This window comes from Microbacterium sp. (genome assembly GCF_031179285.1).
Lineage (GTDB): Bacteria > Actinomycetota > Actinomycetes > Actinomycetales > Microbacteriaceae > Microbacterium.
This window is the reverse complement of sequence record NZ_JAPSHY010000025.1, coordinates 1-21,605: the sequence shown is the minus strand read 5'-3', so window position 1 is coordinate 21,605 and position 21,605 is coordinate 1. Positions and strand designations below refer to the sequence as shown.

Below are 21,605 nucleotides of genomic sequence, written 5' to 3'. Positions count from 1 at the left end.
AGCCGCGCAGAAGGAGCCGCCATGGATCTCACCGGATTGCAGTCGTTTCTCGAGAACGTCAGCGGGATCATCTGGGGCCCGTTCTTCCTGATCCCACTGCTGCTCGGAACCGGACTGTATCTCACCATCCGGCTCGGCGGCCTGCAGTTCACCCGCCTCGGGTCGGCGCTCCGGCTCGGAATCATCACTCGGAAGGACCCCGGCTCCGACGGCGACATCTCGCAGTTCCAGGCACTGACGACGGCGCTGGCGGCCACCGTCGGAACCGGCAACATCGTCGGCGTGGCGACGGCCATCGGCATCGGTGGGCCGGGCGCGCTGTTCTGGATGTGGGTGACCGGCCTGCTGGGGATGGCATCGAAGTACTCCGAGGCGTTCCTGGGCGTGTGGTTCCGCACCACGGACGCGGCGGGGGAGAAGTCCGGAGGGCCGCAGTACTACCTCGAACGAGGCATCCCCGGGCCGTTCGGCAAGATCCTCGGACTGTCGTTCGCCGTGTTCGCGGTGATCGCCTGCTTCGGCATCGGCAACATGACGCAGGGCAACTCGATCGCGACGAACCTCGAGTCGAGCTTCAGCGTTCCGCCGTGGGTCACCGGGATCGCGCTCACTGTCTTCGCACTGGTCGTGCTGGTGGGCGGAATCAAGTCGATCGGTCGGGTGACTGCCGGTCTCGTGCCCATCATGATCATCTTCTACGTGCTCGGCGCCCTCTACATCCTGATCGTGAACGTGGGAGAGATTCCGGCAGCGTTCGCACAGATCTTCACCGACGCGTTCACAGGTACGAGCGCCGTCGGCGGCTTCGCGGGGTCTGCGATCATCATCGCCGTGCAGTTCGGGGTCGCCCGCGGCATTTTCTCGAACGAGTCCGGCATGGGGTCGGCAGCGATCGCCGCCGCTGCGGCCAAGACGAGCCACCCGGTGCGCCAGGGTCTGGTGTCGATGACGCAGACCTTCATCGACACCATCATCGTCGTCACCTGCACGGGGCTTGTGATCATCGCCACGGGCACGTGGTCTCAGGTCGACCCGGAGACCGGTGAGCAGCTGAGCCCGGCGCTCATGACGGGGGCCGCCTTCTCGAACGGCCTCCCCGGCGACTGGGGCCACTACATCGTCACCATCGGTCTCGTGATGTTCGCCGGGTCGACGATCCTGGGCTGGTCGTACTACGGTGAGCGCAACATCGAACGACTGCTCGGCCGGCGCGCCGTCATGCCGTTCCGGATCCTCTTCTCCCTCGTTGTCTTCGTCGGGTGCACCGTTCAGCTCGGGGTGGTGTGGGCTTTCTCGGACGCGATGAACGGACTGATGGCGTTGCCGAACCTGATCGGGCTGCTGGTGTTGTCGGGGCTCGTCGCACGTGAGACGAAGAGATACCTCGACAACGACCCGAAGCTGCGCGCGAACCGTGACGAGATCGAGTCGTTCATGCAGGGAACGCCCGGCTGGGAGGACTGGAAGACCCAGGCCATTCCGGTCGTCGGCAAACGCACGAGACGGTGACGGGTCGTTCGGATCTGTCGACTCGAGTATTCGGGGGATGCATGAACAGCACGACGACCCTGTCCGCTCTGGTCGGGGAGATGCGCACATGAGCGGACCAGGATGGTACGACGACGGCTCAGGTCGTCAGCGTTGGTGGGACGGGCAGCAGTGGAGTAACCACTACGCACCCGAACCCCAGCGGCCATCTGCGCCGCCTTCTGCGCTGCCGTTGCAGGGCGCCAGCGCGTACCAGGGCGCCAGCGGGTACCAGCGTGCCAGCGCGTCCGAGGTCGCCCCTGCCACCAGGACCCGACCTATCCTCGGGTTCATCGGGCTCGGGTTGGCGGTGTTGGGAACTGTCCTCGCCTTCTTCCCTCTCACGTTTGCATTCGCGCTCATTATCTTGTTCGCCGCATTCGTGGTGTCACTCATCGGCCTGTTCAAGAAGAACACCGCGAAGTGGCCCGCCATCGCGGGGATGGTTCTGCCGCCCATCAGTGCGGTGGCCGGGTTGGTGGTCGTTCTCGCGGTCATCGCCGACGGCCTGGCGAACGATCCCTCGGTCGAGGCCGGTCCTGGCGCAACCGCTACTGCTGCTCCAGACGCGGAGAGCACGACGGAGCCTGAGCCCGGTGACCACGGGTTCCCCATCGGTGAGGGTTACACGATGGAGGTGAGCATCGAGTCGGTGCAGCTGGACCCGCCGCCCACCATGGATGGCGGGGAGCCATCGCAGCTTGAGTATGACGTCTACTGGGACAACGCCCAGGAGACCGGGGGTCACCTCGCAGTTGTCACTATGACCATCCACAACCACAATGACAACGCGGACACGAGGACCCCGATCACGGTCAACATGCTGAGAGCGGACCTGACAGAGATTCCGAGTTGGGGTGCCGTGGAGAAGGGGTACCTCTTCCCCGTTTTCAACCTCGAGGCCCCCGCAGGTGCGTCGCAGACCGTGAAGATCGGCTTTGTCCTCCCGGCAGCCGAGATTGACACCGTGGTCGTGGAGACCTTCTTCATGGAGGACATCGGGGAGGGTCATCGTGTCACGGCCTACCAAGACAACACCGGCGAGGGGTGCAAACAGCTGGAAGGCGAAGAGGGCGATGGCGTGAAGCTGTGGTCCTGCCTGCAGAAGAAGTAGCGTCCACCGTAGGCTGAGAGGATGCGTCAGAATCCCAGCTTCGCCCTCGCTGATGTCGCCGAGATGCGCCGAGTGATCGATGCCAACCCGTGGGCGACGATCGTGAGCGACGGACCCGAAGGGCTTGTCGCCTCGCATTACGCTGTGCTGCTGGATGAGGAACGGGATGATCTGACGATCGTCGCTCACGTCGGGCGCCCCGACGACCTCGTCCACGGACTCGGCGAGCGAGAGCTCCTCGTGATGCTCCAAGGGCCGCACGGCTACATTTCGCCGGGATGGTACGGCGACGTCGCGGCCGTGCCGACGTGGAACTACACCGCCGTGCATCTGGCCGGCATCCCGGAGATCCTCAGCGATGAGGAGAATCTGGACGTGCTCGATCGGATGGTCGCTCGGTTCGAAGGGCGGTTGCCGGATCCGCGGGGCATGTGGGAACGGCCGAACGACGAGGCTTTCGTCACGCGCCTCGCCGCCGGTACCGTCGGGTTCCGTCTGACCCCCACGCGGGTCGCGGGCAAGCGCAAGCTCAGTCAGAACCGTTCCGCTGATGTCATCGAGTCGGTGATCACAGAACTGTCGTCGGACGGCCCGTACGCGAACGCTGCCTTGGCGGCCGAGATGCGACGGGCTCAGGACGCACGCTCGGGGGCCGGGCGGTGACGCACCTCGGCGCACGGATCGGCATGATCCGAGCGGCGCGGGTCGCGGGTCCCGGGCGGGAGTTCCTGCTGTCTGACGAACCCGTCGACATCCACATGGCCGACGGGGTCATCGCGGACATCGCGCCCAGCGGCGCTCTGCCGTCTCGAGGCGAGGTGCTCGAGGCCGACGGCGCCTGGGTGATCCCCGGCCTCTGGGACAATCACGTGCACACCGTCCAGTGGGCGCTGGCCGCGGAACGAGAGCCGCTGGGCGATGTCTCGTCCGCAGCGGAGGCCGCGCTCCGGATGGAATCCGTGGCGGCTCTGGCCGATGGGCGCCGCGTCGGAAGCGGGTTCCGTGACGCACTGTGGGCCGATGCGCCATCGCTGGAGGCGCTGGATGCCCGCACCGGCGAGGAGCCCACGTATCTGATCAACGCCGACGTGCACAGCGTATGGCTGAATTCGGCAGCGCTGCGGCGCGAAGGCTTCACGAGCCCGGACGGAATGCTCCGCGAGGAGGAGGCGTTCGAGATCTCACGCCGACTCAATGCCGTCGATCCCGAGCACGCGGATCGGGCGGTGAGGCTGGCGGGGGAGAGGGCAGCGGCGCGGGGGATCACCGGACTGGTCGACTTCGACATGGCCTGGAACGCCGACGCATGGCCCCGCCGTATCGCCGCGGGGTTCGCCCAGCACCGCGTCGAATTCGCCGTGTACCCGTTCGACCTCGAGCGAGCGATCACCGAGGGGCTGCGCACCGGCGAGCTGTGGGAGACGCATGATGCCCCGGCAGACGGCCGCGGCCTGGTGCGCGTCGGTTCTCTGAAGGTGATCAGCGACGGCTCGCTCGGCACGAGGACGGCGGCATGTTCGCACCCGTACCCGGGCGATGATGAGAACTTCGGCGTGCTCACCGTGGAGCCGGAGCGGTTGATCGAACTGCTCACGCGAGCCACCGGTGCGGGACTCGCCGCCGCCGTTCACGCCATCGGTGACAGGGCGACGACCGCAGCTCTCGATGCGTTCACGATCACTGGCGCGTCCGGCACGATCGAGCATGCCCAGCTCGTCCGGCACGCGGATCTCGCGCGGTTCGCCCGGCTCGGCGTCGTCGCGAGCGTGCAGCCGCAGCATGCGCTGGACGATCGAGATCTCGTCGACGGCTACTGGGCTCACCAGACTGCGATCGGCTATCCGCTTGCCGCGCTACGCGATGCCGGGGCTGAGCTTCGCTTCGGCTCCGACGCGCCGGTCGCGCCGCTCGATCCGTGGCTCGCGATCGCCGCAGCGGTCTCGCGTACGGACGACCGACGTGGGGCATGGCATCCGGAAGAGCGCCTGAGCGTGGACGACGCCCTGCGCGCGAGCGTTCGGTCATCGATCCGACCGGGCGAACCGGCGGACCTCGTGCTGTGCGGGCGGTCTCCGGCAGCCTCGAGCGGGGCGCAGCTGCGGGAGATGCCGATCCTGGCGACAGTGCTCGGCGGACGGATCACGCACTGCAGATGACCTGGGAACGATGGAGGGCACGGGGATGAACCCCGTGCCCTCCATTCGTGTTCGGCAGCTGTTACGCGGCGATGTGCGACACGAGGAACCAGCGATCCTTCTCCAGGCCCCGCATGATCTCGATCGCGACATCCTGGCTGGTGAGGTCGACCTCGTCCAGACCGTCGATGGCGGCCTTGACGTCGACGAGGATGGCGTCGATGTCGGCGATGACGGCACGAACGAGCTCGTCGGACTGCGTGAATCCAGCAGGCACGGCCGTGGCGCCCGCCTTCTCGGCAACGGTGCTCAGTCGCGCATCGATCGGAAGGCCGAGGGCGACGATGCGCTCCGCAGCCGTGTCGGCGAAGTCGCCGGCGTGGGCGACGATCGTGTCGAGCAACTCGTGGACGCCGACGAAGTTCGCGCCGCGCACGTGCCAGTGCGCCTGCTTCCCGTTGACGGTGAGAGCCTCGAGTCCCAGCACGACCGGCGAGAGGAACTGGGCGGCGGCAGCTGCCACGGTGGGGTCGCTGGCGGTGGTGGGAACGATCTGGACCTTGCTCATCTTGTGCTCCTCCGGACGGGCCTCTTCATACCTGATGAAGACAACGCTACTCAGCCTCCCGCATTCCGCAAGCAAGCTGAGCCTGGGCTAACCGCCCCGGAATCACGCGGAATTCCGGGAGTGCGACGGTAGTCTCGCGTTATGAGCATCGCGTCCGGAGCATCCGTCATCGCCCTGCGAGGCCGTGTCCCGCACATCGCCGACGGGGTCTTCGTCGCGGACGGAGCGAGGATCGTCGGCGACGTCGATCTCGCCGACGGAGCGAGCGTCTGGTATAACGCCGTGCTGCGGGGTGATTCCGCGTCGATCAGGATCGGCGAGCGCAGCAACGTGCAGGACAACGTCTCGGTTCACGTCGACGCCGATCACCCCGTCGCCATCGGTGAGGATGTCTCCGTCGGTCACAATGCCGTGATCCACGGCTGCACGATCGGCGCCGGCTCTCTGATCGGGATGGGGGCGGTGATCCTCAGCGGAGCGGTCATCGGCGGGGGTTGCCTCGTGGCGGGCGGCGCAGTGGTGATCGGCGGGACGATCGTTCCTGATGGGTCGCTCGTCGCAGGTGTCCCGGCGAAGGTGCGAAGGCCGCTCACCGAGCAGGAGCGGGCAGGACTCCTCGCCAACGCCGGCATCTACCTCCGGCACGCGCAGGCCCACGCCGCTGCCACATCGATCTGATCTCGGCGAACGCTGCTCCTCGCCGCTAGGCTGGAGGCTCCGGGGCGGTGGCCAAGCTGGTCAAGGCAGTGGGCTCATAACCCAACGATCGCGGGTTCAAGTCCCGCCCGCCCCACATTTCGTCGCTCGGATGCCCGCGGGAGCGGCTGCGGAGCGTGTCAACCCCCTTGCCGGTTCGTTCGACCTAGGGGAATCTGAGGCATCGCAGCGCCCGTGCTGCGCGAATCGGGAGGGACACCATGAGCATCGGCACTGGAGTCGTACTTTTCGTGATCGGGGCGATCCTTGTGTTCGCCGTCAACGTGGAAGTCGAGTTCGTCAACCTCGACATGGTGGGTTACATCCTCATGGGGGCAGGCGTCGTCGTGTTCCTCATCGGGATCGTGCTGCTCGCCCGCCGCCGCCGCACCGAGGCCGTGACGCGCACGAGCGTGGACCCGGCCACCGGAGAGCCGTTGTCGCGGCGGACGGTCAGCTCGACGAACGACGACGTCATCTGACACTCGTCATCTGATACACAGAGCGAGCTGCGCCCTCGGGTCGCAGCTCGCTCTGTTGTGCGTCCGTTGTCACACGGGGACAGATGCCTCCAGATGCTCCTCGACGAGCATGATCCCGCCGCTGGAGTTCGCGGAATGGGCCAAGTCTTCGATCCACTGCCGGCTCAGTTCGGGCGGCTCGGGCTCCTGGAACACGAATCGCAGGGGGATCGAAGGGTGCAACCAGATGGTCGAGCGTCCGGGAGCGTCCCCTTCTGGATGCCGCCACGAGAGCGTGAAGCTCTCATTGCGGCGAAGCTTGGTGGCGATCACGATCTTGAGATGGGCGAGTGCCCGATCATCGATCTGGATGGGGGGTGCCTCGTCGGCCCCGTAGTACAGCCGTCCCACCGTTCAGCTGCTCCTTCGGTCGGGCGCGAATGCGAACGCGGGTTGATGTCGAGATTTCTGCACGGTTCTCCTCAGGCTGAAAGCGGTGGCGAAGGGGGCCGAACCACGCGATTCGCTGCGCCTGATTGGAATCTACGGCCCGCGGAAGTGGCCGCCCGACGTCAGGGACGGGACGCGCCGTGAGCGCCACTATTCTGTGCGCGTAGTGTCATCGTCCTCGTCGCCCTGATGCTTGCGCGGGGGTGATGCCGTATGCCGCTCGATAGGCTGCCGCGAACCGGGACGGATGGGCGAATCCCCATCGTCGAGCGATCGTCGCGATCGGTGCCGGGTCCCCGGCGCGGAGATCACGATGGGCTCCTTCCAGCCGAGCTCCCCGGAGGTACTCCACAGGAGTGAGATCCAGCGACCGGCGGAACGCGTACTGCAGCCCGCGGGTCGAGATGTGTACGGCGGCAGCGACATCGTCGACGGTGATGGGGCGGTGGGCGTTCTCCTCGATGAAGACAAGCGCCCGTCGCACCGTTGCCGGAGCGGCGGCGTTGCGGGCGGGCGAGCCGACACGGTCGCGGAACGTGGTAGCGAACGCGGAGAGGGTGACGACGAGCGCGTGCCGCTCCAATTCGGCGCGCAGGATGGCATCGGCGGGCCCGAGGTCCGCCAGTGCGGTCTCGAGGTAATCGAACATCCGCTCCCAGCGCTGACCGATCGCCGGAGCGTCGCTCGGCTCGGCCGCGCGCAGGAGCAGCCCGTCGTCGCCGGTGATCTGGCGTGCCATCCGCTCTGCTTCGCGCCGATCGAAGATCAGGGCACGCACTGTGGCACTTCGATCCCAACGGGCGTGCACCCGCGTTCCGTCTGAAAGCCACGGCAACCGCGCATCGACATCGCCCTTGTCGGTCCAGACGCGCGCGTCCGCGCCGTCGACGCGGCAGGCGAGCAGCTGATCGTGCGGCTCGGCGGTCGAACGCACCTCTGCGGCGAGTTCGTAGCGCACCAGGCTTGCGGCCTCCATCTGCTCGGAGTGCCAATCGAACCGGAACCGTTGCGGGTCGACGCTGTGGAGCACGGCCGAAGGAACGAACTCCCGCCAGGTCGTCTCGACGCGCGCGAGGTCGCGTGACCGAAAACGCACTCTCGAGCTCCTCTCTCACCCGTGATCGGGCATTCGAGGAGAATATCCGACGTTCCTGACACTGATATGGGCAGCGTCCACCGTAGCGAGGAGATTGTTACCCGAACGCGATCCACAGTGTCAAGGGCGTCGGCTTTCGATACCAGCAGATCCGTCTTGTCCGGGCGACCTTGCGCCGTGAGCGGGCAACCGCACGGGCCATCGGCCGTCGACGGTCTCCTGCCGTTCGATCCTTCCGATTCGTACGAAGTACTCGGTGAGGCTCTCGGCCTGTGACCGCGCCCACGCGATCTGCCGCGCGTGGAGTTCGCGTGCAGAACCCGGCATGTCGAAATGCCGCGCGAGCTGCTGCGCGACGCGGCCGGCGGCGACAGCATCCGCCGACGCCTCGTGCGCATCGTCGAGGGGCACGGCGTAGTGAGCGGCCACCACCCCGAGCGTCCGTTTGCCCGGACGATAGCGATCGAATGCCCTGTCGATCACAAAGGGGTCGATCACGGGGGAGGGATCGATCAGCGGAGTGACTCCGTGGCGGACGGCTTCGTGCGTCAGCAGGGAGAAGTCGTAGGAAGCGTTGTACGCGACGATGGGCACCCCCAGAGCGAGCAGCGCGCGCAGCGCAGCCGTGATCTCGGCCACCACGGCAGCGGCGGGCCGACCATCGCTCCGAGCGTGCTGGGTCGTCACCCCATGGATCGAAGCGGCAGCGTCAGGTATCGGGATGCCGGGGTCGGCGAGCCACGACCGCGCCGCGATCTCACGCCCGCTTCCGTCGAGGACGCCGACGTGCGCGGTCACGATACGGTCGGCGGTGACGTCGACTCCGGTGGTTTCGAGATCGAAGACGCCGACGCGGGTGAGCCACGTGGGCGGGGTGGGAGCGAGGGGCATGACGCCACCGTAGGACCGGGTGCCGACACCGTGGGCTCCGTTGCGGCAGCACTCCGTAGACTCGGAGCATGACCGTCCCCTCGCCCTACGACGAGCGTCTCAGCAGACTTCCTGTGCAGAGACGTGAGGTGGCCGTTCGCGGAGGAACGACCGCCTACTGGGTGTACGGTCCCGCTGAGGCGGAGACGACGGTCATCGCCGTCCATGGCTTCCGCGGGGATCATCACGGACTCGAACCGGTTCTCGCCTTCCTTCCGGAGGTGCGGGTGATCGCTCCCGACCTCCCGGGCTTCGGAGAAACCGCGCCCACCCCCGGCCGTCGCCACGATCTGGACGAGTATGCCGCCTGGCTCACCGACTTCGCAGCAGCTGTCGCCCCGGGTGCGACGATCCTGGGGCACTCTTTCGGATCGATCGTGACCTCCGCCGCCGTTGCCGGTGGGCTGGCCACCTCCCACCTGATCCTGCTGAATCCGATCGGCGCTCCGGCGCTTGCGGGCCCGAAGGGCGTGATGACCCGACTCGCCGTGCTCTACTACGCGCTCGGCGCCCGATTGCCGGAGCGCGTAGGTACCGCTCTGCTTCGCAATCGTCTCATCGTGCGGATCATGAGCATCACGATGGCGAAGACGCGGGATCCTGCGCTGCGTCGCTTCATCCATGGCCAGCACGACGCCTATTTCTCGCGCTTCTCCGATCGCGACGTTCTGCACGACGCCTTCGTGGCGAGCGTCTCGCACGACGTGCGGGAGTTCGCCCCCGCCATCACGGCGCCCACCCTGCTCGTCGCCGCTGACCGGGACGACATCACACCCATCGAAGCGCAGCGGGAACTGGTGACACTCTTCGATGACGCCACGCTGGTCGAGATCGCCCGCGTCGGGCACCTGATCCACTATGAGACGCCGGCCGAAGCCGCCGGCGCGATCCGACGCTTTCTCAGGGTTCCCGTCGAGCGAGACCGATGAGCCCGGCGACGCGGAACGGGATCACCTCGCCCATCGCGAGCGACGTCTCGGTGCGCTCGACACCCTCGATCGAGAGGATGCGCGCGTCCGTGTCGAACAGGTGACGCGCGTCGCGGCAGGCGACCCTCGCGAGCAGATCGACCGATCCGCTCAGTCCGTGCGCCTGAACGATCTCCGGGATGCGGGCGAGTTCGCTGATGATCCGCGGGAGCTCCGTCTGGCGTACGCCGATGCTCACGAAAGCCTGCAGGGGAAAGCCGATGACGTCGGTGGAGAACGAGCGCTCATACGACAGGAAAACCCCCGTCTGCTCCAGACGCGTCATCCGCGCCTGGATGGTGTTGCGCGAAAGGCCGAGGCTTTCGGCGAGGGCGACGATGGTGATGCGCGGGTCGTCGGCGAGTGCGGCGAGGAGCTCGAGATCTATGCGGTCAAGTCCAGGCATAGTGCCAAACACTAGCAGGCGGTACGGCGACGAAACTGAGCAACATGCTCAAGGCTGCTTTGATTGCTTGAGCGAGGTGATGAACAGACGTACCCTCGGAGCAAGCCGGTGACGACGCCGGCGGCAGCGTTCAGCGCCTCACGAGGGCTGCTGAGACTTGGAGGACGATGATGTCACCGCAGATCACGCCTATCGCCGACACCGAGCAAGACCTCGAACTCACCGAGCGCATCCTGTCGCCGGACGGTACCCGCATCTCGAACCCTCAGCTGGACCCCCACGTCCAGGACGTGGACGCCGATCAGCTGCGCGCACTGCACAGGGATATGGTGATCCTGCGCCGCATCGACTCGGAGGGCGTGGCGCTGCAACGCCAGGGCCAGCTCGGTCTCTGGGCCCCGTGTCAGGGGCAGGAGGCGGCGCAGATCGGCACCGCTCGCGCGCTCGCGCCGCAGGACTATGTGTTCCCCAGCTACCGCGAGACCGGTGTGATCTACGCGCGCGGCGCAGCTCCCGCGGACTACGTGCGCATGTGGCGCGGCGAAGAGGGCGCGGGTCATGACCCGGCGGCACTGCGCGTCGCTCCGCTTCAGATCATCATCGGCGCGCAGACCCTGCACGCGGTGGGCTATGCCCTCGGTATCCGTCACGAGGGCACCGACGAGGTCGCGGTGACCTATTTCGGTGACGGTGCCACCAGCCAGGGAGATGTGAACGAGGCGATGATCTTCGCCTCCTCGTATCAGGCACCCGTCGTGTTCGTGTGCCAGAACAATCACTGGGCGATCTCCGAGCCTGTGTCAGTGCAATCGCACTATCCCATCGCCGGACGCGCTCCCGGCTTCGGCATCCCGAGTCTCCGCGTCGACGGCAATGACGTACTGGCGTGCATGGCGGCGATGCGATGGGCGCTCGCCCACGCCCGAGCGGGCAAGGGGCCGGCGTACATCGAGGCGGTCACCTATCGTATGGGTCCCCACACCACGGCGGATGATCCGACGCGGTATCGAGACAGCGCCGAGCTGGAAGCCTGGCGCGGGCGTGATCCGATCGCCCGTCTCGAGGCGCACCTTCGCGCGTCAGGGAACCTCAGCGACGAGCAGATCGCAGAGACACAGATGGCAGCCGACGAGGTCGCCGGGCAGATGCGCGCGGCCTGCCTCGGGATGGTCACCCGCCCCGCCCTCGCCGTGTTCGACGGCGTGTACGCGGAACCGCACACCGGTCTCGAACGTCAGCGCGGCGAGTACGCCGCCTACATCTCCTCCTTCGACGGGGAGGCGTGACGATGACCGAGCTCACCCTGGGCAAAGCTCTCGGCGCGGGCCTGCGTCAGGCGATGCGCGACGACGACCGCGTCGTGCTCCTCGGCGAGGACATCGGCAAACTCGGGGGAGTGTTCCGCATCACCGACGGTCTGCTCGACGAGTTCGGGGCCTCCCGAGTCATCGACACGCCGCTGGCCGAGTCCGGCATCGTCGGCACCGCCGTGGGGCTCGCGTTCCGCGGATACCGGCCGGTGGTCGAGATCCAGTTCGACGGCTTCGTCTATCCGGCCTTCGATCAGATCGTCGCCCAGGTGGCCAAACTCCACTACCGTTCGCAGGGACGCGTGAAGATGCCGATCACGATCCGGATTCCATGGGCCGGCGGGATCGGCGCCGCCGAGCATCACTCCGAGTCACCGGAAGCGTATTTCGTTCACACCGCAGGACTGCGGGTCGTCGCGGTCTCGAACCCGGAGGATGCGTACCGGACGCTCCGCCAGGCCATCGCCTCGGATGATCCGGTGATCTTCTTCGAACCGAAGCGGCTGTATCACCACAAGGGCGAGGTGGACCTGGAGGCTTCGCTCGCGGACGCGCCCCCGATGGGCCTCGCGCGGGTGCTGCGCGAGGGCACGGATGCGACGCTCATCACATACGGCGCCATGGTGACCACAGCGCTACAGGCGGCCGAGGCCGCATCGGATGAGGGCACATCCATCGAGGTGATCGATCTGCGCTCGCTCTCACCGGTCGACTATGACTCCGTCGCAGCGTCCGTCCGAAAGACGGGCCGTGTCGTCGTGGCGCACGAGGCTTCTCGAGAGGCGGGAGTCGCCGCCGAGGTGATCGCGAGCATCACGGAGCGCTGCTTCGAGTACCTCGAGTCCGCGCCCCTCCGAGTGACCGGCCACGACATCCCCTATCCGCCCGCGAAGCTGGAGAAGTTCCACCTGCCGGATCTCGATCGCCTTCTCGATGCCGTCGACCGCGTGCTCGATCGGCCGCACAGTCTGACAGGAGCGGAAGCATGAACGCGCAGTTCCGGTTGCCCGACCTCGGCGAGGGGCTGACCGAGGCCGAGGTGGTGCAGTGGCTGGTCGGCCCCGGTGACGCGGTCGCTCTGAACCAGACCCTCGCGGAAGTCGAGACGGCGAAAGCGGTCGTGGAGCTGCCGTCCCCGTACGAGGGAACCGTCTCGGTGCTGCACGCCGAGGCCGGCCAGACGATCGCCGTCGGTGCGCCGCTGATCGACTTCGATGTGGCAGGCGAGGAGCCGCCTCCGGCGATGTCAGCGCAGGGGGAGGAGAAGGCGCAGCCGAACCTCGTCGGATACGGAGCCGCCCCCTCATCATCCTCGCGACCTGCCAGACGAGCGAGACGGACGACTACGGTCGCCGCCGCCGCGTCGGACACGGCTGTGCTCGAAGCGGCACCTCACGACGCCGCGCCCGCCCCAACCGTGAAGACCGCGCTCGAGCGGCCGCGGTCCACGCCCCCGGTGCGGGCCCACGCCAAGCGACTCGGAATCGACCTGGTGCTCGTCGCGGCCGAGGTCGGCGACCGGGTCATCACCCGAGCCGATGTCGACGCCTACGCGGCCAGGGTCGGCTCGATCGGGGCACCCGCCGAGGCCGAGCACAGGGATGCGGTCACTTCACCTGCCGCACCGCTGACGGCGGCGGCGCTCGCACCGGAGAAGCGCGAAATCCGTATCCCGATCCGCGGGGTCCGCAAGCACACCGCGGCGGCCATGGTGCACAGCGCCTTCACCGCGCCCCACGTCACCGTGTTCCACACGGTCGATGTGACCTCGACGATGGAACTGCTCGCCTCGCTGCGCGAGGACCGCGCCCTCAGCGCGCATCGCATCGGACCGCTTGCGGTCGTCGCGAAGGCGGTGTGCCTCGCCCTCGGGCGCACCCCCGGACTGAACTCACGATGGGACGAGGCCGCGGGAGAAATCGTGCAGCATCGATTCGTCGATCTGGGCATCGCCGCGGCGACGGATCGCGGGCTGATCGTGCCGAACATCCGCGATGCGCAGCGACTCACCCTGCCTCAGCTCGCCGACGCGCTTCGCGACCTCGCCGAGACCGCTCGATCCGGGAAGACGTCGCCCGCCGAACTCGCCGGCGGCACGTTCTCGATCTCGAACATCGGCGTCTTCGGTGTCGATGCCGGCACGCCGATCCTTCCGCCGGGTCAGTCGGGCATCCTGGCTGTCGGTGCTGTTCGCCGTCAGCCGTGGGAGTACCGCGGCGAGATCGCCCTTCGCCAGATGATGACGCTGAGCCTGTCGTTCGACCATCGGCTGGTGGACGGTGCGGAGGGTGCGCGTTTCCTCAAGGACGTCGCCGACATCCTCGAGCAGCCGGGGCGGGCGATGCTGCTGAGCTGAGCTGAGCTGAGCTCAGGGCAGAGGGACAGCGGCGGCCTCGAGCAGGCGCAGGGTTCCGGGCGACGCCTCGAACCGATGCACGGAGCCGTTGGCGAGAGGCGTACCGACCAGAGGAAGCGTCCCACCGGAGGCGTGATCGATGAGCGAGCGGATGACCCCGCCGTGGGTCACGACGATCACGGACTCCGCGGCCGGCGCCGAGCGCCGACGCACATCGCGGGCGATCGCGTGCAGCGCCGCCATCGCGCGCACGCAGACCTCGTCGAGGGATTCGGCACCGGGAACCTCGGCATGCCAGTCGCCGTATGCCGCCATGTAGTCGGCGACGAGCATGCCTTCGCCGTCGCCGAACTCGCGCTCTCGAAGGTCGGGAACGACGGCCGACGGCACCAGTCCGAGCTCGTCCGCGATGATCTGGGCGGTCTCCCGGGCGCGCAGCAGCGGGCTCGAGTAGATCGCGTGATGGGTGGTGCAGGACAACTCCTCGGCGGCGCGCCGTGCATCGGCCCGGCCGGTGTCGTTCAGGGGGATGTCGGTGGTGCCCTGGATGCGGCGCGCGAGGTTCCAGTCGGTCTGCCCGTGACGAACGAGGGTGAGAAGTGTCATGCCAGCAGTTCCTGAAGGGCGGGGAGCACGTCGCTCGTGCCGCCGGCGATCGTGACATCCGCCCAGGCATCCGCGCGAGTCGGCTCGCGGTTGACGATGATGAGAGGGATGCCGCGTCGGCGAGCGCGCTCGACGATGCGCACCCCGGAGTTCACCACCAGAGAGGATCCGGCGACGATCAAGGCGCTGCTGGCGCGAAGCAGCGATTCGGCGGCTCGGAAGCGGTCCTGCGGCACATATTCGCCGAAGAAGACGACGTCCGGTTTGAGCATGCCGTCGCACACCGTGCAGGTCGGAATGATGAAACCCTCGGTGCTCTCGGGGAGGACGTCGCCGTCCGGCGCGAGCGCGACGTTCTCCGGCACAGCGATCCAGGGGTTCGCCTCCTCGATCTGCACCGCGACATCCCGGCGGTCGAACACCTGCCCGCAGTGCAGGCAGAATACGCGGCGCATCGTGCCGTGCACCTCGATGACGTGCGAGCTTCCGGCACGAAGGTGGAGCCCGTCGACGTTCTGCGTGATCACGCCGGTGACGACACCGGCGGCCTCCATCTCAGCGAGTGAGAGATGCCCGCGGTTGGGTGACGCGCTCGCGAATGCACGCCAGCCGAGGTGTCCGCCCACCCAGTACCGGCGCCGCGCCGCCTCATCGCCGAGGTAGGTCTGGATCGTCATCGGGTCGCTGCGGGTGCGCACGCCCTCGCCACGGTACGCCGGAATCCCGGAGTCGGTGGAGACACCGGCTCCCGTGAGCAACGCGATCCGATGCCCGCGAAGAATGCTCGCGGATTCGACGATGCGAGCGTGAAGCTCTTCGTCTGTCATCGTGGTCACGGGACCTCCCCGAGCGAGTCTACGACGCCTCGACGGCCACACGGCGCGGTGCGGACGCCGCGCGACCCACCCGGCCCGGTGCGAAGCGGATGTCGCGGGATGGCACAGTGGAGGCCATGGAACTCGTGCACGTCGATGAGGCCGACGATCCCCGGCTCGACGACTACCGCTCGCTCACCGATGTCGCGTTGCGCCGTGTCACAGAACCCGCGGGAGGGCTCTACATCGCCGAATCCGCGAAGGTGATCGAACGCGCTTGCGCCGCCGGTCACCGGCCGCGCTCCGTCATGGTTCAGCGTCGGTGGGTCGACGGCATCCGTGAGATCCTCGGCAGCGCCACGGTGCCGGTGTACGTCGTCCCGGACGAGGTGGCCGAGCGCGTCACCGGTTTCGCCGTGCATCGCGGCGCTCTCGCGTCGATGCACCGGCCTCGGCTGCCGCCGGTGGCCGAGCTCATCGGCGGGGCTCGGCTCATCCTCGTCCTGGAGGACGTCGGTGACCACACCAACGTCGGCGCCGCGTTCCGCGCGGCGGCAGGTCTCGGCGCCGACGCCGTGCTGGTGTCGCCGGGGTGCGCGGATCCGCTGTATCGACGAAGCGTACGAGTCAGCATGGGCACCGTGTTCCAGGTGCCCTGGACGCGGATCGGGGAGTGGGGCGACGCGATCGATGACCTGCGGTCGTCCGGGTTCGACATCGCCGCACTCGCACTCGCAGACGACGCTAAGGACCTCGCCGATTACGCAGCCAGCCGGCCGGAGCGCGTGGCGCTCGTGCTCGGTTCGGAGGGCGACGGTCTGTCTCGACACGCGTTGGAAGCGGCAGACACCGTGGTCACCATCCCGATGGTCGGCGGAGTCGACTCGCTCAATATCGCGTCTGCCGCGGCTGTCGCGCTGTGGGCTCTGAAGACCTGAGAGATCAGGTCATGGCGAGGTCAGTCGGCGTCGGCGGACCAGACGATCGGCGCGGGGGCGGGGCGCTTGGCGGCGACGTTGTCGCCGGATGACTGATGCCGCAGACGTCGAAGCACCCACGGCACGAGATGCTCGCGCGCCCACCCGAGATCCTCGGCGCGCGCCTCACGCCACGTGCGCACCGGAAGCGGTTCGGGTGACATCGAAGTGAGGTCATTCGGCACGTTCAGTGCACGCAGCACCATCCGAGCCACCTCGTGATGCCCGAGCGAGTTGAAGTGCAGCCGATCGTCATCGAAGAAGCGCATGTCCTGCACGACCTTCAGCGCCCACTGGTCGGCGACGATGCAGTCGTGTCGATCGGCGATCGCTCGGATGTTCTCGTTGTAGATGGCGACCTTGCCGCGGAACGGACGAAACACCGGGGTGAAGCCGGTGTCGATTCCCGTGAACAGCACGATGGCCGCGCCGGTGGAAGCGAGACGTGACACGGCGTCCTCCAGCTGCAGCGCGATCGCGTCCGGGTCGGTTCCGGGGCGGATCACGTCGTTGCCGCCGGCGCAGATCGAGATGAGGTCGGGGTGCAGCTCGATGGCCGGTTCGATCTGGTCGGCGACGATCTGTGCGATGAGCTTGCCTCGTACCGCGAGGTTGGCATAGGCGAAGTCGTCGACCTGCCGGGCGAGCACCTCCGCCACCCGATCAGCCCACCCGCGGTGTCCGCCCGGCACGGCCGGATCGGGGTCGCCGATTCCTTCGGTGAACGAATCGCCGATCGCCACGAAGCGACGCCAGGGGTGGGTCGTGGCGTCGATTGCGTGGGGGGTCCGAGTCGAATCCTGCTCGGTCATCCAGCTCTCCTTCGCGAACGGCGCGCGGCGGTGGCCACGGCGCAGTGACAGAGCCTACTCGCTGGTGCACGGGGCAGCGACGCCACGCGTCGGATGTCGCCGACACCGATTATCGTTGAGTCGATGCTCTCTCCGTCCTTCCCGCAGCGCGCCCCGTGGGGGACAGCCGACAAGCTGCGTGCCTGGCAGCGGGAGGCCCTGGACGCCTACTTCCAGGCGGATCAGCGCGACTTCCTCGTGGCGGCGACACCCGGCGCCGGCAAGACGACCTTCGCCCTGACCCTCGCTGTCGAGCTGATGCGCATGGGCGAGGTCAACCGTGTCATCGTCGTCGCGCCGACCGAGCACCTGAAGACCCAGTGGGCGGATGCTGCGGCACGTGTCCATATCCGACTCGACCCGCGCTTCCGCAACAGCCACTGGGCGCCGGCTCGCCACTATCACGGAGCGGTGGTGACCTACGCGCAGGTCGCCGCGAAGTCGTCGGTGCATCGGCATCTGACCGAGGACGCGAAGACCCTCGTCATCCTCGATGAGGTGCATCACGGCGGCGATGCGCTCAGCTGGGGCGATGCGATCCGCGATGCGTACGGGCCGGCGAAGCGACGGCTGCTGCTGTCGGGCACCCCGTTCCGCAGCGACACAGCGCCGATTCCCTTCGTCGAGTACCACCCCGACGAATCCGGCGCCCGCGTCTCGCGCACCGATTACAACTACGGCTACGGCCGGGCCCTCGCCGACGGCGTGGTGCGTCCCGTCCTCTTCCACATGTACGCCGGGAAGATGCGGTGGCGCACGACATCGGGTGACGAACTCGAGACCCACCTCGGACAGGACAACACGAAGGACGTCACGTCCCAGGCGTGGCGCACGGCACTGGACCCGGAAGGCGAATGGATGCCGGCGGTGCTCTCGGCCGCCGACCGTCGTCTCACGGAGATCCGGCACCACGTGCCGGATGCCGGTGGGCTCGTGCTGGCGACGGACCAGACGGTCGCTCGCGCCTACGCGAAGATCCTCCACCGCCTCACGGGGCAGCAGCCCACCGTCGTGCTCTCCGACGATGCCACCGCGTCCGAGCGCATCGAGAAATTCAGTGCCAGCCAGGATCGGTGGATGGTGGCGGTGAGGATGGTGTCGGAGGGGGTCGACGTTCCGCGTCTCGCCGTGGGCGTCTACGCCACGTCCTCCTCCACGCCGCTGTTCTTCGCGCAGGCGATCGGCCGGTTCGTGCGAGCCCGTCGTCGTGGCGAGGCTGCCAGCGTCTTCCTTCCTCAGGTCCCGGTGCTCATGGGACTCGCGAACGAGATGGACAAGCAGCGAGACCACGCCCTCGACCGGCAGTCCCAGGACGACGAGGGTCTCGATGACTCCCTGCTCGACAGCGCCAACCGTGAAGACGAAGCCTCCGATGCGCTGACGCAGGAGTTCAGCTATCAGGCTCTCTCCTCGGTTGCCCATTTCGACCGCGTGGTGTTCGAGGGCAAGGAGTTCGGTCAGCTGGCCGAGCCGGGAACGCCCGAGGAGGAGGAGTTCATCGGGTTCCCCGGTCTGCTCGAACCGGAACACGTGCATGAGCTGCTGATGCAGCGCCAGACGCGCCAGTCGCGCCTGCGACAGGAGCGGGAGGCGAAGGCGGACCCCACCGAGACGACGACGCTCCCCGCGCCCCTTCACCGCACGCTCAAAGAGCAGCGTCAGCTGCTGAACAGCTTGGTGGGCCTCTATGCGCGGCAGAAGGGCGAGCCGCACGGGGCTGTGCACGCCGAGCTCCGGCGCATCTGCGGCGGACCCGCCGTCGCGCAGGCCACCGTCACGCAGCTCCAGTCGCGCATCGACGTGCTGCGCAAGCGCGTTCGGTCGTAGCGAGGGTCTCGCCCCTGGGTGCCACCCGCTTTGACCTGACCCGCCGGATCACCGCCGGTTCGGATTCCCGAAATGCTGGCAATCCATGACGCGGTGCCTTTGACTCACGAGGGCGCGGCTAGCGTGGAACGGTTGCCCGCACCGCCGGCTCCGTCACATCTGGAGGATCCCCATGACCGCGCCTGCCGAAGCAGAGTCCACACCCGCTGATCGTCGACGCTGGGCACGGTACCTCGTGGAGGAGCGCGCCGAAGGATCGGTGTACCACAAGCTCGCCGCCAGACGGACGGGGGAGGAGCGCGAGATCCTGCTGAGCCTGGCCGACGCCGAGCGACGTCACGAGCAGCACTGGCTCGACCTGCTGGGCGGCGAACCGAAGCGGCTGCCCCGCGCCGGCATCCGCTCCCGCCTTCTCGGGTGGATGGCCGGTCGGTTCGGATCGATCTTCGTGCTGGCCCTCGCGCAGAGCGCCGAGGCGCGTTCTCCGTACGACGCCGAGCAGTTCGCGACACCGGCCATGCGGGCCGACGAGAAGATCCACCACGAGGTCGTACGAGGGCTCGCGGCCCGTGGTCGCCGTCGGCTCTCCGGGTCGTTCCGTGCGGCCGTCTTCGGCGCGAACGACGGCCTGGTGAGCAACCTCGCCCTCGTGCTCGGGATCGGCGCCACCGGAGTGAGCTCCGGCTTCGTGCTGTTCAGCGGCATCGCCGGACTGCTCGCCGGCGCCTTGTCGATGGGCGCGGGAGAGTTCGTGTCGGTGCGTTCGCAACGGGAGCTGCTCGCGGCGACCGAGGCGAACGAGGACGCGGCGGACGCGGCGGCGGACCTCGACATCGATGAGAACGAGCTCGCACTCGTCTACCGCGCCAGAGGGATGGGTCAGGATGAAGCGCTCGCCCGCGCCCGACGGATCGTCACCGCAGCTCAAGCCGGGGTGCGCGGTTCGGTGACTGGCCCCGTGCGAACACACGCCGCCGTCAGCGACCGCGACGTGGTCGGCAGTGACTGGACCGCTGCGATCTCGAGCTTCCTGCTGTTCGCGTCGGGTGCGATCGTTCCCGTGCTGCCATGGTTGTTCGGACTGGACGGCGCGACAGCCGTGATCGTCGCGCTGGTGCTCGTCGGGGTGGCGCTACTGTCGACTGGAGCGATGGTCGGGATCCTGTCAGGCGGCCCGCCGCTCAAACGCGCACTGCGTCAACTGACCATCGGGCTCGGTGCCGCGGCGATCACGTATGTCCTCGGGCTGGTGTTCGGCGTCGGCGCGGTCTGATCCGGACGCGCCTTCAGCCGACCCGGATGATTCGGTCGTCGCCCTCGGCCGGCTCGCCGCGCCCGTCGGTGTTGTTCGTCAGCACCCACAGCGTGCCATCCGGCGCGACCACGACATCACGCACTCGACCGTGCACCGCGGTGAGGTGTTCCGTCGAGGTCGTCGGCGAGGAGATCGGAACGACCCGCAGGCGTTCGCCGCGGAGATTCGCGATGTACACCGCGTCGTCGTGCACGGCGATGCCGCTCGGGCTCGCGTCCGACGGCGCCCACTGCTGCACCGGGTCGAGGTACCCCGAAGCGTCGGCGATACCCTCGGCCTCGGGCCAGCCGTAGTTGCCGCCCGCGACGATGATGTTGAGCTCGTCCCAGGTGTTCTGCCCGAACTCGGAGGCATACATCGTGCCGTCTGTCGACCAGGCGATGCCCTGCGGGTTGCGGTGACCGAGGCTGTACACAGGAGACCCCGCGAACGGGTTGTCGGCCGGAACGCCGCCGTCCGGCGTCAGCCGGAGGATCTTCCCGCCGAGCGAGTCGATGTCCTGTGCTGACTCCGGAGAGCCGGCATCCCCGACCGTCACGTACAACATGCCGTCAGGCCCGAAGGCGATCCGACCGCCGTTGTGGTTACCGGCGGCCGGGAGACCGTCGATGATGGTCTGCGCGCGTCCGAGAGCGAGCTCCCCGGCATCCCCGATCAGCTCGAATCGCTGAATGCGATTGCCGTCGCCGGCGGTTGAGTACGCGAAGAGGTGCGCCTCGTCGTCCATCACCAGCCCGAGGAGCCCTCCCTCACCTCGAGCCACGACGCCGTCCACGGTTCCGATCACACGAGAGGTGCCGTCGGCGAGGATCTCACGGATGTCGCCGGTGTCGCGTTCGCTGACGATCGGGACTTCTCCCGCGAAGACGATCGACCAGGGGGCCGCAAGCCCGGATGCGATCACATCCTGCGCCGCCGGCGTGGCGCGATCGTTCCGAGCGGCGGAACATCCCACCAGAAGCAGGGCGCAGGCCGCGAGCGGCCCGAGGAGTGTGCGTCTCGTTCCGGACATCGCGGCTCCGATCACCCGTGGATATGAAGAAGGCCCCCTCTCGAGGGCCTTCTTCACTCTGTGCGCGGAGGGGGACTTGAACCCCCACGCCCTTACGGGCACTACGACCTCAACGTAGCGCGTCTACCATTCCGCCACCCGCGCAGGTGTTGGATGATCGTTGCCGACCGAAGAACGAGACTAGC

General features: G+C 67.8%; 22 protein-coding genes, 2 tRNA genes and 1 pseudogene. 15 read left to right on the top strand and 10 right to left on the bottom strand.

All coding sequences use genetic code 11. The annotated features are described in order from the left end of the window. The first annotated feature begins 21 nt into the window (after positions 1 to 21). The 5 genes and pseudogenes from RIN18_RS13830 to RIN18_RS13815 all read left to right on the top strand — a co-directional run bounded on the left by RIN18_RS13830 (position 22) and on the right by RIN18_RS13815 (position 4,797). The gene (locus RIN18_RS13830; protein WP_309104562.1) at positions 22 to 1,509 is read left to right on the top strand and encodes a sodium:alanine symporter family protein; all 1,488 of its coding nucleotides are present in this window, start codon (positions 22 to 24) and stop codon (positions 1,507 to 1,509) included. A gap of 37 nt (positions 1,510 to 1,546) precedes the next feature. Further along, a pseudogene (locus RIN18_RS17650) lies at positions 1,547 to 1,687 on the top strand (DUF2510 domain-containing protein); the annotation flags it as partial. A gap of 153 nt (positions 1,688 to 1,840) precedes the next feature. After that, positions 1,841 to 2,641: a hypothetical protein gene (locus tag RIN18_RS13825; RefSeq protein ID WP_309104561.1), complete on the top strand. Its 801-nt coding sequence runs from the start codon at positions 1,841 to 1,843 to the stop codon at positions 2,639 to 2,641. Positions 2,642 to 2,662: 21 nt separating this feature from the next. Further along, positions 2,663 to 3,304 (top strand): FMN-binding negative transcriptional regulator, encoded by a 642-nt coding sequence (locus RIN18_RS13820; RefSeq protein ID WP_309104560.1) that lies wholly within the window; start codon positions 2,663 to 2,665, stop codon positions 3,302 to 3,304. Positions 3,305 to 3,327: 23 nt separating this feature from the next. Beyond that, positions 3,328 to 4,797 (top strand): amidohydrolase family protein, encoded by a 1,470-nt coding sequence (locus tag RIN18_RS13815; RefSeq protein ID WP_309104559.1) that lies wholly within the window; start codon positions 3,328 to 3,330, stop codon positions 4,795 to 4,797. Positions 4,798 to 4,858: 61 nt separating this feature from the next. Here the strand turns inward: RIN18_RS13815 and RIN18_RS13810 are convergent, their stop codons facing one another. Beyond that, on the bottom strand, positions 4,859 to 5,344 hold the full coding sequence (locus RIN18_RS13810; protein WP_309104558.1) for a DNA starvation/stationary phase protection protein: 486 nt from the start codon (positions 5,342 to 5,344) through the stop codon (positions 4,859 to 4,861). A 141-nt stretch (positions 5,345 to 5,485) separates the two neighbouring features. On the opposite strand from RIN18_RS13810, the gene RIN18_RS13805 reads away from it, so the two are divergent. From RIN18_RS13805 to RIN18_RS13795, 3 genes are all read left to right on the top strand, one after another. After that, entirely contained in the window at positions 5,486 to 6,022 is a 537-nt protein-coding gene (locus tag RIN18_RS13805; RefSeq protein WP_309104557.1) for a gamma carbonic anhydrase family protein, read from the top strand. A 41-nt stretch (positions 6,023 to 6,063) separates the two neighbouring features. Continuing rightward, a tRNA-Ile gene (locus RIN18_RS13800) sits at positions 6,064 to 6,137 on the top strand. Positions 6,138 to 6,261: 124 nt separating this feature from the next. After that, the gene (locus tag RIN18_RS13795; protein ID WP_309104556.1) at positions 6,262 to 6,522 is read left to right on the top strand and encodes a DUF6458 family protein; all 261 of its coding nucleotides are present in this window, start codon (positions 6,262 to 6,264) and stop codon (positions 6,520 to 6,522) included. 69 nt (positions 6,523 to 6,591) lie between these two features. Here the strand turns inward: RIN18_RS13795 and RIN18_RS13790 are convergent, their stop codons facing one another. The 3 genes from RIN18_RS13790 to RIN18_RS13780 all read right to left on the bottom strand — a co-directional run bounded on the left by RIN18_RS13790 (position 6,592) and on the right by RIN18_RS13780 (position 8,938). Beyond that, complete coding sequence (locus RIN18_RS13790; RefSeq protein ID WP_309104555.1) at positions 6,592 to 6,912, bottom strand: hypothetical protein; 321 nt, start codon at positions 6,910 to 6,912, stop codon at positions 6,592 to 6,594. Between the two features lie 208 nt (positions 6,913 to 7,120). Next, on the bottom strand, positions 7,121 to 8,047 hold the full coding sequence (locus RIN18_RS13785; protein WP_309104554.1) for an AraC family transcriptional regulator: 927 nt from the start codon (positions 8,045 to 8,047) through the stop codon (positions 7,121 to 7,123). 120 nt (positions 8,048 to 8,167) lie between these two features. Continuing rightward, positions 8,168 to 8,938 carry an exonuclease domain-containing protein gene (locus RIN18_RS13780; RefSeq protein ID WP_309104553.1) on the bottom strand — a complete coding sequence of 257 codons (771 nt, stop codon included), beginning with the start codon at positions 8,936 to 8,938 and terminating at the stop codon, positions 8,168 to 8,170. Between the two features lie 68 nt (positions 8,939 to 9,006). Between RIN18_RS13780 and RIN18_RS13775 the strand changes: the two genes are divergently transcribed. Then, complete coding sequence (locus tag RIN18_RS13775) at positions 9,007 to 9,906, top strand: alpha/beta hydrolase (protein ID WP_309104552.1); 900 nt, start codon at positions 9,007 to 9,009, stop codon at positions 9,904 to 9,906. Here the strand turns inward: RIN18_RS13775 and RIN18_RS13770 are convergent. Further along, positions 9,878 to 10,351, bottom strand: coding sequence for an Lrp/AsnC family transcriptional regulator (locus RIN18_RS13770; RefSeq protein ID WP_309104551.1), 474 nt, complete (start codon positions 10,349 to 10,351; stop codon positions 9,878 to 9,880). The two genes, RIN18_RS13775 and RIN18_RS13770, sit on opposite strands and share 29 nt — an antisense overlap. Positions 10,352 to 10,521: 170 nt before the next feature. Here RIN18_RS13770 and pdhA point away from each other — a divergent pair, with 170 nt between their 5' ends. The 3 genes from pdhA to RIN18_RS13755 are packed head-to-tail and all read left to right on the top strand — an operon-like array spanning position 10,522 to position 14,017. After that, positions 10,522 to 11,637, top strand: a complete 1,116-nt coding sequence (gene pdhA / locus RIN18_RS13765) for a pyruvate dehydrogenase (acetyl-transferring) E1 component subunit alpha (RefSeq protein ID WP_309104550.1) — start codon at positions 10,522 to 10,524, stop codon at positions 11,635 to 11,637. A gap of 2 nt (positions 11,638 to 11,639) precedes the next feature. Then, positions 11,640 to 12,650: an alpha-ketoacid dehydrogenase subunit beta gene (locus tag RIN18_RS13760; protein WP_309104549.1), complete on the top strand. Its 1,011-nt coding sequence runs from the start codon at positions 11,640 to 11,642 to the stop codon at positions 12,648 to 12,650. Next, on the top strand, positions 12,647 to 14,017 hold the full coding sequence (locus RIN18_RS13755) for a dihydrolipoamide acetyltransferase family protein (protein WP_309104548.1): 1,371 nt from the start codon (positions 12,647 to 12,649) through the stop codon (positions 14,015 to 14,017). The genes RIN18_RS13760 and RIN18_RS13755 overlap by 4 nt, the downstream gene beginning before the upstream one ends. A gap of 12 nt (positions 14,018 to 14,029) precedes the next feature. On the opposite strand, the gene RIN18_RS13750 is transcribed toward RIN18_RS13755, so the two are convergent. Together RIN18_RS13750 and RIN18_RS13745 are read right to left on the bottom strand one after the other, a co-directional pair. Continuing rightward, positions 14,030 to 14,623: a histidine phosphatase family protein gene (locus RIN18_RS13750; RefSeq protein ID WP_309104547.1), complete on the bottom strand. Its 594-nt coding sequence runs from the start codon at positions 14,621 to 14,623 to the stop codon at positions 14,030 to 14,032. Beyond that, a complete protein-coding gene (locus RIN18_RS13745) occupies positions 14,620 to 15,450 on the bottom strand; it encodes a Sir2 family NAD-dependent protein deacetylase (protein WP_309104588.1) in 831 nt (276 codons plus the stop codon). Before RIN18_RS13745 ends, RIN18_RS13750 begins: the two co-directional genes overlap by 4 nt. Positions 15,451 to 15,575: 125 nt before the next feature. Between RIN18_RS13745 and RIN18_RS13740 the strand changes: the two genes are divergently transcribed. Further along, the gene (locus RIN18_RS13740) at positions 15,576 to 16,376 is read left to right on the top strand and encodes an RNA methyltransferase (RefSeq protein ID WP_309104546.1); all 801 of its coding nucleotides are present in this window, start codon (positions 15,576 to 15,578) and stop codon (positions 16,374 to 16,376) included. A gap of 20 nt (positions 16,377 to 16,396) precedes the next feature. Here the strand turns inward: RIN18_RS13740 and RIN18_RS13735 are convergent, their stop codons facing one another. Continuing rightward, positions 16,397 to 17,227: an SGNH/GDSL hydrolase family protein gene (locus RIN18_RS13735; RefSeq protein WP_309104545.1), complete on the bottom strand. Its 831-nt coding sequence runs from the start codon at positions 17,225 to 17,227 to the stop codon at positions 16,397 to 16,399. Positions 17,228 to 17,350: 123 nt separating this feature from the next. Here RIN18_RS13735 and RIN18_RS13730 point away from each other — a divergent pair, with 123 nt between their 5' ends. Together RIN18_RS13730 and RIN18_RS13725 are read left to right on the top strand one after the other, a co-directional pair. After that, positions 17,351 to 19,093 carry a DEAD/DEAH box helicase gene (locus RIN18_RS13730; protein WP_309104544.1) on the top strand — a complete coding sequence of 581 codons (1,743 nt, stop codon included), beginning with the start codon at positions 17,351 to 17,353 and terminating at the stop codon, positions 19,091 to 19,093. Positions 19,094 to 19,265: 172 nt separating this feature from the next. Then, positions 19,266 to 20,366 (top strand): VIT1/CCC1 family protein, encoded by a 1,101-nt coding sequence (locus RIN18_RS13725; RefSeq protein WP_309104543.1) that lies wholly within the window; start codon positions 19,266 to 19,268, stop codon positions 20,364 to 20,366. Between the two features lie 13 nt (positions 20,367 to 20,379). Here the strand turns inward: RIN18_RS13725 and RIN18_RS13720 are convergent, their stop codons facing one another. Both RIN18_RS13720 and RIN18_RS13715 read right to left on the bottom strand, forming a co-directional pair. Continuing rightward, entirely contained in the window at positions 20,380 to 21,420 is a 1,041-nt protein-coding gene (locus tag RIN18_RS13720; protein WP_309104542.1) for a PQQ-dependent sugar dehydrogenase, read from the bottom strand. A gap of 61 nt (positions 21,421 to 21,481) precedes the next feature. Continuing rightward, positions 21,482 to 21,564 (bottom strand) — tRNA-Leu (locus RIN18_RS13715). Positions 21,565 to 21,605 lie beyond the last annotated feature (41 nt).